General features: G+C 59.3%; 10 protein-coding genes. 5 read left to right on the top strand and 5 right to left on the bottom strand.

Annotated elements, in window-relative coordinates:
• The first annotated feature begins 60 nt into the window (after positions 1-60).
• From GA566_RS28090 to GA566_RS28075, 4 genes are all read left to right on the top strand, one after another.
• Positions 61-1,233: a porin gene (locus tag GA566_RS28090; RefSeq protein ID WP_160474855.1), complete on the top strand. Its 1,173-nt coding sequence runs from the start codon at positions 61-63 to the stop codon at positions 1,231-1,233.
• 56 nt (positions 1,234-1,289) lie between these two features.
• The gene (locus tag GA566_RS28085; protein WP_160474854.1) at positions 1,290-2,609 is read left to right on the top strand and encodes an MFS transporter; all 1,320 of its coding nucleotides are present in this window, start codon (positions 1,290-1,292) and stop codon (positions 2,607-2,609) included.
• A gap of 41 nt (positions 2,610-2,650) precedes the next feature.
• Positions 2,651-4,018, top strand: a complete 1,368-nt coding sequence (locus GA566_RS28080; RefSeq protein ID WP_160475114.1) for an L-serine ammonia-lyase — start codon at positions 2,651-2,653, stop codon at positions 4,016-4,018.
• Between the two features lie 62 nt (positions 4,019-4,080).
• On the top strand, positions 4,081-5,145 hold the full coding sequence (locus GA566_RS28075) for an AbrB family transcriptional regulator (protein ID WP_160474853.1): 1,065 nt from the start codon (positions 4,081-4,083) through the stop codon (positions 5,143-5,145).
• A gap of 933 nt (positions 5,146-6,078) precedes the next feature.
• Here the strand turns inward: GA566_RS28075 and GA566_RS28070 are convergent.
• From GA566_RS28070 to GA566_RS28060, 3 genes are all read right to left on the bottom strand, one after another.
• On the bottom strand, positions 6,079-6,333 hold the full coding sequence (locus tag GA566_RS28070) for a DUF1488 domain-containing protein (protein WP_160474852.1): 255 nt from the start codon (positions 6,331-6,333) through the stop codon (positions 6,079-6,081).
• 67 nt (positions 6,334-6,400) lie between these two features.
• Complete coding sequence (locus GA566_RS28065) at positions 6,401-6,718, bottom strand: hypothetical protein (protein ID WP_160475113.1); 318 nt, start codon at positions 6,716-6,718, stop codon at positions 6,401-6,403.
• Positions 6,719-7,387: 669 nt separating this feature from the next.
• Entirely contained in the window at positions 7,388-8,644 is a 1,257-nt protein-coding gene (locus tag GA566_RS28060; protein WP_160474851.1) for a glutamate carboxypeptidase, read from the bottom strand.
• A 678-nt stretch (positions 8,645-9,322) separates the two neighbouring features.
• Between GA566_RS28060 and GA566_RS28055 the strand changes: the two genes are divergently transcribed.
• Positions 9,323-10,237, top strand: coding sequence for a LysR family transcriptional regulator (locus tag GA566_RS28055; RefSeq protein WP_160474850.1), 915 nt, complete (start codon positions 9,323-9,325; stop codon positions 10,235-10,237).
• Between the two features lie 293 nt (positions 10,238-10,530).
• Here the strand turns inward: GA566_RS28055 and GA566_RS28050 are convergent, their stop codons facing one another.
• Positions 10,531-10,785, bottom strand: coding sequence for a hypothetical protein (locus tag GA566_RS28050; RefSeq protein ID WP_160474849.1), 255 nt, complete (start codon positions 10,783-10,785; stop codon positions 10,531-10,533).
• Between the two features lie 684 nt (positions 10,786-11,469).
• Positions 11,470-11,661 carry a DUF3562 domain-containing protein gene (locus tag GA566_RS28045; RefSeq protein WP_160474848.1) on the bottom strand — a complete coding sequence of 64 codons (192 nt, stop codon included), beginning with the start codon at positions 11,659-11,661 and terminating at the stop codon, positions 11,470-11,472.
• Positions 11,662-12,567 lie beyond the last annotated feature (906 nt).

Genomic DNA, 12,567 nt, shown 5'->3' with positions numbered 1-12,567 from the left:
TACGGCGGGCACTTCAAGCGAGTGCCGACCGATTCGTCTCACATCCTACAATTTCTGCCAATGAACAGCTTCATTCGATCCTTCATCGTTGGGATAGCGGTCTCGGCCTCCGCGTCGGTGCTAGCTCAAGAAAGCCAACTGATGAGAATCTATAACAGCAACGGCACGGGGTTCGGTGCACAGTCCCTTGGGGTCGCACCAGGCCGCAGCATGGTGTCGCTCTACGGGACCGTGGATATGGCGATCAACCATATCCGTTCGGGTTCCGAGTCCCAGACGAGAGTACAGAGTGGTAACGCCTGGACTTCCAAATTTGGCATCTACGGACAGGAGGACCTTGGCCAGGGATGGACCACATTCTTCCGTCTTGAGGCCGGGCTTCTGGCGGACACAGGTGCGCAGCAGATGGCAGGCACGCTGTTTAACCGCAATTCAGTCATCGGATTGCATAGCCAGCGGTACGGGCAGATGACTCTTGGTAGGCAGTATTCTTCCATGGGTTCCGCAGCCATCGGGGCGGATCCATTCCTCGGGAACTCGCATGAGTCGGTGTTCGCCACGATGGTCAGCATGAATGGGATGGGCGGGGCCGGGAACGTCGATGCATTCGCCCGACTCAACAAGACCGTCCGCTACATCTCGCCGCGATTTTTCAATAGTTTCTTCGTCGATACCAGTCTGTCGCTAAAGGATGATCAATCCGTTGGCACCTCCATCCATGCGAAGACGCTCACGGCGAACTATAGCGATGGCACCACCTTCGTGGGCCTCGCCTACGCACAGAGTTATTGCGATCGCGGTCTGCCAGGCAGTTGCGCCAGTACCGATCCGGCACTGCCGTCCCAACGCACCGATTCAATGATTCTCAGCGCGATCCGAGACTTTGGACCCTTCGTCGGACAGGCGTCCTACACGCGCGTGGCTCCGAAAGTGGCAGGCTCTCCGAACGTGAGCCTCTATTCGACCGGTCTGCAGAGTCTAGTGGGCATGAATCTGTACCGCGCCTCCCTTACCTATCGCCACACCACCACCGCGCAGAACTATGCCTATGGTGCCACGCTTGGTGTCGACCACTTTCTCTCCAGGCGGACCGCTCTCTACGGCCGTATCAGCATCCTGAAGAACGGACCGAGCTCAAACCTGATGATCAACCGTGAGAGCGCCGGAAACATCACGGCGAGGGAGGGCAGCACTGTGTCCGACATTTCGCTCGGGATGTATCACAACTTCTGACCATGGCACCCCGCTGCCATTCCCAGTTCCGGGATCTTTTACACATCTGAAGCACAATGCAGACCACGACAGCAACAGCTCGCCGAGGGCAGCGTACCGATGCCCCATCGATTGGACAGACGCGCCTGATACTCGCAACATCCATCGGTAATGGTCTTGAGATATTCGACTTTACCGTCTACAGCTTTTTCGCCGCGATGATTGGCGCGCAGTTCTTTCCATCAGGAAATCCGATTACTTCACTCTTGTTTTCCGTTGGCACGTTCGCGTTGGGATTCTTGATGCGGCCGCTTGGCGCGATCGTACTTGGTGGCTATGCGGACCGCGTAGGACGACGCGCCGCAATGACCATGACAATTTGGCTAATGGCATTGGGGACGGCGATGATAGGCCTTTGCCCTCCGTATGCCACCCTCGGTATCGCGGCGCCGTTGCTCGTCGTGCTTGGTCGGCTATTGCAAGGCTTCGCCGCAGGCGGCGAGGTGGGGGCGTCGATGTCTTATCTGATGGAGTCGGGTGCGACGTCGAGCCGCGGTTTTCGTGTGAGTTGGCAAAGCACCAGCCAGGCGGCAGCAGCATTGGCTGGTGCTGGGTTCGGCATGGTGTTGAGCAGAACGTTGTCGCCAGAAGCCCTGTATGACTGGGGTTGGCGAGTGCCATTTCTGTTCGGGTTGCTGGTTGCTCCGGTCGGCGTATACATCCGACGAGCGCTACATGAGCGGCCTCTTCCGGCGGGCGATTCTGGCTCGAAATCGTCGACGTCTTTGCCGGTTGTTGCTGTGTTGCGCGATGAGTTCCGAAGCGTCGCGCTCGGCGCACTCTCGATCATGGGCGCCACTGTCTCGTTGTACACGATGGTCTACTACATGCCGAGCTATCTAACGCGCGTCATGCACATGCCCGCGGCACTTGGCTTTCTCTCGGCAGGGGTGTCGGCAGTGGTCCTGCTGCTTGTATCACCGCTGTCTGGTTTGCTGGCGGATCGTCTCAAGCGTCGCAAGCCGTTCTTGCTTGCTACGTTCGGCTTCGCGGCATTGCTTGTCATGCCCGTCTTCCACCTTCTCGTCAATGTCCGTCCCGATACAGCCTACGTTGCGATCGCCGCATTAGCTGTGTCCGGTGCCGTGATGGCAATCGGGGGGGCGTCGCTGCTACTCACGCTGCTCGAGGCTTTTCCGCCTGCCATGCGGGCCACCGGTGTCGGTTTGTCCTATGCCATTGCCGTCACGTTCTTCGGCGGTACAGCGCAGTTCGTGGTGACCTGGCTGATCGAACAGACCGGCAACCCAATATCGGCCGGCTGGTACGTGCAAGCTTGCTGCCTGATAAGCCTTGTCGCGTTGTGGCGATTCGGCGCACGCCGCAAAACGGAGTGACCCGTTTGGGTTTCACCACTGACAGTTCCAGTGCACTCATCATGACTCAATACCTAAGTACGTTCGATCTGTTCCGGATTGGTATCGGCCCTTCGAGTTCGCATACGGTGGGACCGATGCGAGCCGGAAAGGCATTCATAGACCGGCTGGGGCAGGAAGGCATCCTGGAGCGCGTCCGCTCGGTCACAGTCACCCTGCACGGGTCTCTCGGTGCCACTGGCAGAGGCCATGCTACGGATCGCGGCGTGATATTGGGTCTGATGGGCGAGTCGCCAGAGGCCATCGAACCGGCATTGGTTCCTCAGTTGATGGCGATCGTGACGGAAGGCAGGCGTCTGACGCTTGGGGGCAGGCACAGCATCGAGTTTGATTCGGCTCGCGATATTCGCTTCGAGAACCTGCCTTTGCCAGCGCACCCGAACGCGCTCACCCTTCGCGCATGGGCAAGCGGTGGCGAGGTGCTAAGCGCCGTTACTTATTACTCGATCGGAGGTGGGTTCATTACCGCGGATCCTGAAGCGCGGGGGCAGGGGGATCGTGCGCGTCCTCCCCGGTTCTTCGATTCGGGCGCAGCGTTGCTGGAACTATGCCGACGTTCGGGTCAATCGATCGCCCGAATAATGCTGGAAAATGAACTCACGTGGAATGACGCGGGCAGCGTGCGAGTCGGTCTTCTTAACATCTGGCAGGTGATGGAGGAATGCGTGACACGGGGATGCTCGGTGAGCGGGCCACTACCGTCTTCCGGTATCCAACGGCGTGCGCCTGATCTGATGCGGCGGCTTGACGCCGACACTGGCGTCGCCGGTAGCCTCTTCGGATCAATGGAATGGATCAATCTGTTTGCTATCGCGGTTAACGAAGAGAACGCCGCCGGAGGCCGTGTCGTTACCGCCCCGACCAACGGTGCTGCTGGCATCATCCCGGCCGTACTGCACTACTACGTGTGGTTTGTCCCGGATGCTACCGACGATGGCATCTGCGATTTCCTGTTGACCGCTGCGGCAATAGGAACGCTGTACAAGCTGAACGCATCGATTTCAGGCGCTGAAGTGGGTTGCCAGGGAGAGGTCGGTGTCGCGTGCTCCATGGCTGCAGGGGCGCTGGCTGCCGTACTCGGCGGCACACCCGAGCAAGTGGAACATGCCGCGGAGATCGGCATGGAACATAACCTCGGCCTGACCTGCGACCCGGTCGGGGGGCTGGTCCAGGTTCCGTGCATCGAGCGCAACGCCATCGCCGCCGTCAAGGCGGTCAATGCCGCTGCCATGGCCCTGCGCGGAGACGGCACCCACACTGTGTCCCTCGATGCCGTGATCCACACCATGCGCGAAACGGGCGCAGACATGCACTCGAAATACAAAGAAACCTCGTTGGGCGGGCTTGCCGTCCGTGTCGCCCTCTGCTGAAGCAAGGCGCGGAATGCACCCAATGACCCAAATCAGTACACAAGATTAGTCGAATACCGGATATGCCAAGCCTAACTCTTTTAATGCAATGGATCGTGCTCCTCGCCGGGTCGCTCGGTTTCTCATGGTTGCTCACGCCCTGGATCGCAACCGCCAGCCCGCTGGTTGGCGCGATGGTTGTGGCGATGTGCTTCGGCTTCTCGGGGGCACACACGCGTGTGCGGCCATTGTTCGTCGCCATTGCACAGGCCATGACAGGGGTGGCAATTGCCAGCACTCTCGACGTCAAGGTCCTGTGCGCTACGGCTGGTAACGCTTGGGTGCTCCTCGGCGTATTGCTGACGGTCGCTTGCGCTGTGCTCGTGGGCTGGATCCTTACTCGGTTTTCATCCCTGCCTGGCACCACGGGTGCGTGGGGTTGCCTGCCCGGTGCGGCAGCCGTGATGGGAAGCCTCGCTACACAGAACGGTGGCGATGGCATCCTCGTCTCGCTCATGCAATACCTGCGCGTCGTGATGGTCGTCGCCACGGTTCCCGTTCTCGCGCATGCTATGGTGGCTAACGACAGCGCGGCGCTCGGCGTTGCCCAAGGGCCGCTAATTTCAGCGTCGCATGCGGGGATCGGTTCAGTCGCCGCCGTAGCCATCAGTGTGGTGGGATGCTGGCTCGGTACGCGGCGCCCCATTGCCACCGGCGCGTTTCTCGCCCCACTTGTTCTGGCTTCGGTCTGGTCCGCAGCAATACCCATCCCGCTGGAGGTGCCCAAACTGCTGTTGCTGGGATGCTTCATGGTCATCGGGTGGGCCATCGGGCTGCAATTTCGCCGAGAGCTGGCCTTGCCCATGCTGCGCTCGCTGCCTGAAATGCTCGGAGGCATCTTAGCCATGTTGGTCATGTGCGGATTGTCGGCATGGCTGATCTCGAGCCTGTCATCCGTGACCTTCATCACTGCGTATCTGGCGACGTCACCAGGCGGGCTCGATTCGATCGTTGCCGTCGCGTTGGGATCGCATGCGGACATGAATTTCGTTGTGGCCGTACAAACGCTTAGACTTTTCACCGTACTGCTGGCCGGTCCGATGCTCGCCAAGGCGATTACGCGAAGCGCTGCGCCCGCGTGTGCGTGACCCGTCCTAGTAGTCCAGCCGTCGGGTGGGCGTAGGACTATCTTTACAGGACGAACCGAGTGCGCAGCGATGCACGGGAAAAACTGCTCTTCGCACGATGCTCAGGACCTGCAGCGACTAGCGCCGGTCCCACCACCGGGTAGGCAATATCGCAGACGACCGCCGCACGCGGTGTCACACCCCGCTAAGGTGCCGGCAATGTTCGCGAAACCAGCGGTCCAGTCCCTTCTGCGCGCCGGACCAGGTCGGCATCTCGCCGACTGCGCCAGGCGCCAGACCAAGGCTCTCCCACGCCGATTGCAAGAGTTGATCTACAGGCTTCCAGAAACGCCCACCCAGAGTCTGCGGCTGTAGAACAACGTCGTAGGCTGCAATCCATGTGCAAAGAGCCCGCCGGTCTTGCGCCGAGGGCAGTTCGGTCGACTGCAGCGCCCTTGGCGGGGTCCTGCCGATCGCGGCCGCCTCCAGCCATGCGCCCAAGGCACCACCCAGCGGTTGTTCGGCCAGTATGGCCGATAGCGCGACGCCTTGGCGCAGATCAGCGAGTACGTACAGGCACGCGCGCGGCGGAGTCTGCCCGCGAAAGAGAGTGCAGTGCAGGGCCCAAGTATGGGCCGAGGGTGAAGGGGGCGTCTGCAAGGGCATGTGCGATAGCTGGAGAGCCGCTTCCTATCGCAAGCAAAGTTCGCGCCGGCCGAGATGTCAAGCGCTGGCGACTCGAAATGCATCGCTGGGGCGTCATGGGCCCCTATTGCCGAGTCCATACAGGGCATCCCTCGCGCACCGGTGTAGCGAGGGCGGGTCTTGTCCAGCACACGTATTGCGAGATTCGGCGGCGGTCGGCTGTTCCCGACCCACAGGGGACGATTTCACTCTCTATCCAGCGTGTTCCGCCATGTGTCATGAACCGGGGGCGCGCTGCACAAGGGTTTCTCAGTGCAGCGTGTAGAGAGCCTGCCGCCGATCGTTGACATAGAGGGACATAGCAAACTTCAAGATCTCATCGCGATGCCGGTCGAAGGATGCCAGCACCCCAGCTTCGTCGGCTTCGAGATCGGAGTCGAAATTCATCAGCACGTGGTCTTCCACAAAAAAGGTAATCTCGCGTGTGTTGTCGTAACCCCAGAACCAAACGCCATGCTTGGTGCCATCATAGCTGCGGCTGGGGTTGGAAAAACTGAGTGCCACGTGTCGTCCTTTGTTCTACGCCTTTGATGGGCCGGATTGCATGCTCACTATCGACGCGACGGTCCGGCTATTGCGTATCGCCTTTCATGCTCTCGGCTTCCGTTGCGGCATGTAATTCCTCATACGCCTCGATTGGCTCCATGTCCTGATCGACGAATGCGGCTGCGCGCTCTGCGGCGGCCAACGTGTCGGATGGGAGGTCGTTTTGGCTGTCGTCCTCGATATTTGGCGGCAGCAACATGTCCTCAATCATCCCGCGCAGCTCGGGGGTATTCCATGGTTTGCCCAGCTTGGCCTTCCTGCTCAGGTAGTGACGGATTTCCGAGTCCTGCTCGGCTGTGAGAGGAAGCCCGCGAAAAGTGGGGTCTGTATTGTGATGGGTCATCATGCGCCTCCCGAAGTGGTCTGCGCTTTCAATGTAGAGATATCATTTTCCTGGGGTGGACGTTACAAGTTGCATTGATCAGTGGCCCCTGTCCGCGACCCCTCGATTTATGTCTTCTTCTTGGCGACACCTTCGTTCCCACCCCGAGAATGAACTGTGCTGAGTGGGCTTGATGGCACTGACGGCTTCGGGGGCTGCTTGGGCTTCTTCGCTTCGCGAGTGCTGCGTAGTTGACTCTTGGCCATGGTGTTTCTCCTAGTGGGTTGCTCGCCAGGGCGGCAGTCCCAGCATACGCCCTTAGTCGCCCTAACAACATGACTTTCGTGACTTTAATGTGGGCCGGGAAAGGTCGCAGCCCGACTACATCATCATTGCCGAAATCTCCGAAGCGTACTGACGGTGCGAAGCTCGGTGGCAGATCGGCAAGATAGAGGTGTGTGTAGGAAGTTGACTGCCAAGGTGGGCCCATCACCGGCATTCGAGTGAACGATGCTGAAGGTCATCACAACGCGGCCGTTTCCGGTAACGTCATATGCAAGCGATGTTCGCGACCGTGCCCGCCGTTCATGGTTAGTAAGACTGTGCGAAATCACGAATCCGCTGCATCGTGAATTCCAATAGGCCAGGAGAGGCCTGCCGGTGACCCGGCAGACAATCAATGCAACGAAATTAGCGGCCGCGGCTCAGGTCCATTAGCATGCGGGTGCTCAGGTACAGTCGGCGCGGGATGGCATCTACCAAAACATACTCAGCCGAAGAGGTGTGATAGCCAAAGCCTGGGAGGCCCATGCTTTCCACCACCGGCTTGCCGGACAACGCTGCGTAGGCCGCGTCGCTGCCGCCTCCGGTCCGGGTGTCGGACACTGTCAACGAATAGCCAAGCTCTTGGTAGATCGAGGCCGCCTTGTTGGCGAGGAACTTGCCACCATCATTTGCGTTAAAGGCAGGCCGGCCGCGTGTGACGCTCACCTCAACCTTGGCAGCGGCCAAGCGCTTGCGTTGTGCCCGCTCGTCGAGCATCGACTGGATCGCGTCGAGATCTTCGTTGCGACCGTAGCGGACGTCGGCGTTCAGCGTGGCGGAGTCAGGAATAGCGTTCGATGCACTACCGGCTTTGGCCAGCGTCCAATTGAAGCGCATCTCCTTATCCTTGCTATCGATGTCCTGCGTGCGCAGGATGAGGTCGGCTGCCTCGGTCAGCGCGTTGACACCGAGTTCTGGGGCGACGCCGGCGTGTGCCGCCTTGCCGGTGATTGTTGCCTCGACGTATGCAATACCCGACGTGGCGAGGCCAATGCCTTCCGTTTCTCCGCTGGGCTCATGGGAGATGACATAGTCGGCGCCCGCTGCCAGTTGCTGAATGAGATCGCGCGAACCGAATGAGCCTTTCTCTTCGTCGGTATTGAACATGACGACGATCTCACCATACTCGTTGAAGCTTCGCGACTTGAGTATTGAGAGCGAGTTGAGAATGACGGCGATGCCGCCCTTATCGTCCGCGATGCCGGGGCCGTAGGCTCGATTCCCTTCGATGCGGAACGGTGCCTTGGTGATATATCCTCTCGGATAGACGGTATCCATATGCGCGATCATCAGAATCTTGACCGAGCCCGTGCCTTTGAACCGTCCCACAATGTTTTCTCCGACCACGCCGGCTTCAGCCTTGTGGCGGCTGACGGTTGCACCAAGCCCCGCGAGTTGCTGGGCGAGATAGTCCGACATCTGAGGCATTCCGACTGTGTCGCCAGTTCCAGTTTCAATATTGACTAACTGCTCCAGCATTTGCATGACTGCCGGCTGCTGGGCCTTTGACGCAGCGTCGAGTGCGCTGTCATAGGTAGCACTGGCTGCACTGCTATCCGAGCAACCGGACGTTACGAAGGTGGCGGCTGCAAGGGCAACCGCACACAGGACCGTGCGTTTCATTTCTTCTCCTCTTGATGGCGAAATTCGCTACAGGCTCTGCAGCGAGGGCAGGGGTTCCTCCGCGCTACACTGGCGACGGCAGCAAGCTGCCGCACCGTGGTGCGTGGATGTTGTTGAGCTGGAGGAGATTGGAGTGGCGTAGCGCGTGATTTGCCAGGCCGGAGTTGATGGTCTATGCCGTCGTTCTGGAGGGCCGATCCGCCTCGACGGAGAGTCAGTCCACGCGAAAAGCGGGTCGGCCCGGCATTCGTTGCTGGTTGCGTGGTCCGCAATTCAGTATCTCGCTCGAAAATCATGGGTGTCGCCCGTGATACAAAGTCGACATGCTATGGAAATCTTGGGCAAGCGAGTACGCACAAATCTGGATGTGGATAACGAATTGTTATAGCGCCGTGTGGGGTCCCCCTGGATTGAATGCGACGGCGTATCCAAAGCGAAATAGCATGCGCTGTACTGCACGGCAGGACGAATTTCTGATGTGCGGTAGTGGTGCCTGCGGGCCGCCGTACGACTGGTACGCCGCCGGTGGGTCCCCACTCCGGGGCAAGACGCACTGCGCTTGGGACGTATCATTACGTGCGCAAGGCATACTGGCGTAGAGCGATAGTGCTGCCCCATTATCGTCGTCCGTATCAGAGCACAGCTAACTGCACCCGTCGAAAATCAAGCCGTATAGATATGAAGTTGCATCATTTGCGAGCCCTGACTGCAATCGCCGCACAAGGCAGCATCAATGCCGCTGCGCGCGCGCTCTGCGTGAGCCAGCCAGCAATCACGCGTGCGATGCGTGAGCTGGAATCCGAAGTTGGCGTGGCAATACTCACGCGGAATTCATGGGGTGTGTCGATTACAGAGCAAGGTCGACGTTTACTAGCGCGCGCTCGTCTGATCGTGCATGAGTTCGAACGCGCTGAGGCTGATATGGCGGAGTTGCGAGGTGTGGTGGGTGGGCACCTGTGCATTGGTGTGTCGCCGCTGGCGGGGGCGATGGTCATTTCAGAGGCGTTCGCGCAGTTCCGTTTGGCGATGCCCGAGGTATCGGTCGAGTTTCGCGAGTGGAACTTACCGAAGCTGCTCGACAACTTGCGCAATAGCCGCCTGGACTTTGCGCTGGCCGCGGTGCCAGGGGCGCCGGTGGACGACGCGTTCGTCGCCTGCGAGCCGCTGTTGTCGCTTCCCACCGCCTTCGTGACACGGCACGGAAGCAGGTACGCTGGTGCGACGAGTTTTGCCGAGTTGCAGGATGCCGAATGGCTGCATGCAGATGCTACCGAGCAGTTTCCCGGCTACATAAAAACGGTGTTCGCACGCTATAACCTGCCGCTGCCGCGTCGCATTACGCGGTCCACGTCGAATCTGCTGACCAGCAAGCTACTGCTCAACGTCGATACTGTTATGGCGCTGACCCGGCACGTACTTATTGTCGCCCCGGAGCCCAAGCTGGTTCAGCTCGACCTACCGGAGGACCCGCCGGCGTTACAAATTGCGCTGCTTCAGCGGGAAGGCGCAATTATGACCTCACCGTCAGATTACTTCATCCATTGCATACGTGAGGCGGCGGCACGACAGCGCGGATCCTCGCTAACGTCGTGAGAGAGTACATTCTGACTACGTCAGCCATGGTGCTGCGCCTCCGGTGAACCGTTCTGGGCTGCTGCGGTCATTGATCCCCTCTCAGTTCGAAGGAGCGGGAGGACGCGGAAAAGCGGTTGCTTGGTTCCCCCAGATCTCGCGTGCGGGAAGGTACGGGCCACTTCCGGCTATGGTTGGCGACGGTGGGGCGATCCTGGTGTGCTTCACATTCCCCGCAGGGATCATTGGAATGGACTGAGAACGTGCCAGAGAGGGACGCCCTGGTCTGGGCGCCCACTCACTAAACGAATTGCTTATTCCCTAGATGTTTCCGCTACCCGTTCGCCATTGCCAAGGATCATCAGCGCATCGTCATCGAATTCTGTGGGTTCCAAAATTTCCAACTTGGGGACTTCCGGAAACAGAACTGGCACTAGATCGCTCACGATTTTGTATGACTCGAAGGGACCAAAGCGATAAACGGCTTTCCCGTCAATTTCTACGAAATACCAGCCACCGAGAAGGTCGGGGAAAACGATCACACTGTGGCCATCACTCTTAGCTTGCATTACATCCTCCACACCACGGTTTTCGATGGATCCTCCGCAGTCCGGTGGAATGGGGGCAGGGGCTACTGAGCAGCCATCCCTCGTGCTCGGATCACATCTGGCTTGACTGTGGGCGGTTGCCGACGGTTTGTCGGTACGCTAGCGTGCCAGCGGGGCTGGCATGAGGGTCCCCTTGATTTTTTGCAATTTCGCCACTCAGCACCCACGCATGTTTCCAGGCGATGCTCCGCTGCAATCACAGCCAGATCACTTGATAACTGTCCCTTTCCCTTGCTTTGGAACGATGGCCGGCACCGGCGCACGTCTGGAGCGCGCCCGTAAGCGTGGGAAGCGTTGGTTCGGCAAGTTAGCGGCCGTGACCGATGGCCTGCTGGCGCGCGAGCGACGCAGGCGTTGTGCTTCCTGGCATCGCCGCACTGGCTGCGCCACGCCTCTGCACGCACGCCTCGGTACCGAACACGGAGGCATATACCAGGACGGACCTGACGCAATTGGGACCTCTGTCGATGCCACGTTGCCTACCGATGTGCCGTAGCGATCTGTCGGCTCGGCGGGAGCCTCAGGCGCCCCAGCACCTTGTCAACCCACCCCGGCTCGGAACGACTGAATTCAAGTGGTTTCCCCGGAGGGCCACCGCGGGTGGGGAGCCACTACGTATTCCGGTTTGTGGCGACAGTCGCCACTTCAGCGTACTGCTGCTTTCATGAAGTGCGCGGTCACACGCTTCGCCGCAAAAAGAGGAATGTAGTCCTGTGATTTCGCGTCCTTCCGCAAGTCATCGCATGCGGCGTCATAGGCCATTTCTACATCGTAGATCGGGGTGTGTGTCATTTGTGCAATCTTTGCAAGGAGCCCTGCTTCTGCATGTGTCTTCATTCTGATTCTCCAACTTGTGGGTTGCCAAGTCAGAATTCGCTCCAACGGCTAACACCTATTCGAATCTTAGATTACCGGGCAATAGAAAATATTTATTATTTATCTCAGTCAGAAGGGGGCCTCAAATCTGCAGTGCAACACCTCGACCATCTGTGTCAAGGAAGCGGCGCACCATGCACCCGCAGTACGCCATCAGCAGCGAGCTTCGCGGCTGGGATAGCGGGCTTTGACGTGTTGCAGAACGGCCAGCTTGCGCGCTCATTTCGTCATAGCCGCAATGGGGAGGCGAAGGCACGGTCAAAAGTGGGTATCTGCCCCTTAACGAGACGTAAAGTGGATCTGCCCGTGAAGAAACCGGCATAGGCCCTCTGTGCCGGAAATATCGTCGCCCGCGGCACGTTCAAATTCGTCGAACACACGGCTGGCATCGGACGGTGCGATGCGCATCCCCGGATCGGTTTGTAGCTGGGTTGGTCAAATCCGTCTTGTTCGCTCATGACCGCCGCTCCTGCGCGAAACACGTGCTGATGCGGACCACACACGACGTGGTGTCTCAATTGGGAGATCTAGTCGCATCGACTGATGACGACGCACTGATGATTCTCAGAGATCTGGAACGGCTGGGCGAGGAGGGAGAAAACAGTTTAGTGCAGCACCGGGTTCCGGCGGCAGCAGCGCGGTGGCCGACGTTCGATTCGACGCCTCATCGACTACAAAAAGCTGTTCTCGAATCCAATGCGGCCTTTTGTTGGGCGATCGTCAACGTCGCATTGGCTGCTCTCTGCCGTCGCCGCATTTCCGGTGGTTGCCTGCCAAGTTCTAGATACTTAACCACGAACGGTGCGAAGCCCGATAGCAGATCGGCAGGATAGAACGAAGGAACGTGGAGCAATGCGGGCGCTCGCC

Origin of the sequence: Cupriavidus sp. SW-Y-13 (genome assembly GCF_009793345.1) — a bacterium.
Taxonomy (GTDB): Bacteria; Pseudomonadota; Gammaproteobacteria; order Burkholderiales; family Burkholderiaceae; genus Cupriavidus.
The sequence above is the reverse complement of the archived record's forward strand: the minus strand, read 5'-3'. Positions and strand labels throughout refer to the sequence as shown.

Coding starts and splice junctions, on each gene's coding strand:
- GA566_RS28090 (WP_160474855.1), top strand. CDS start 61: ATGAACAGCTTCATTCGATCCTTCATCGTTGGGATAGCGGTCTCGGCC.
- GA566_RS28085 (WP_160474854.1), top strand. CDS start 1,290: ATGCAGACCACGACAGCAACAGCTCGCCGAGGGCAGCGTACCGATGCC.
- GA566_RS28080 (WP_160475114.1), top strand. CDS start 2,651: ATGACTCAATACCTAAGTACGTTCGATCTGTTCCGGATTGGTATCGGC.
- GA566_RS28075 (WP_160474853.1), top strand. CDS start 4,081: ATGCCAAGCCTAACTCTTTTAATGCAATGGATCGTGCTCCTCGCCGGG.
- GA566_RS28065 (WP_160475113.1), bottom strand. CDS start 6,718: ATGACCCATCACAATACAGACCCCACTTTTCGCGGGCTTCCTCTCACA.
- GA566_RS28060 (WP_160474851.1), bottom strand. CDS start 8,644: ATGAAACGCACGGTCCTGTGTGCGGTTGCCCTTGCAGCCGCCACCTTC.
- GA566_RS28055 (WP_160474850.1), top strand. CDS start 9,323: ATGAAGTTGCATCATTTGCGAGCCCTGACTGCAATCGCCGCACAAGGC.
- GA566_RS28050 (WP_160474849.1), bottom strand. CDS start 10,785: ATGCAAGCTAAGAGTGATGGCCACAGTGTGATCGTTTTCCCCGACCTT.
- GA566_RS28045 (WP_160474848.1), bottom strand. CDS start 11,661: ATGAAGACACATGCAGAAGCAGGGCTCCTTGCAAAGATTGCACAAATG.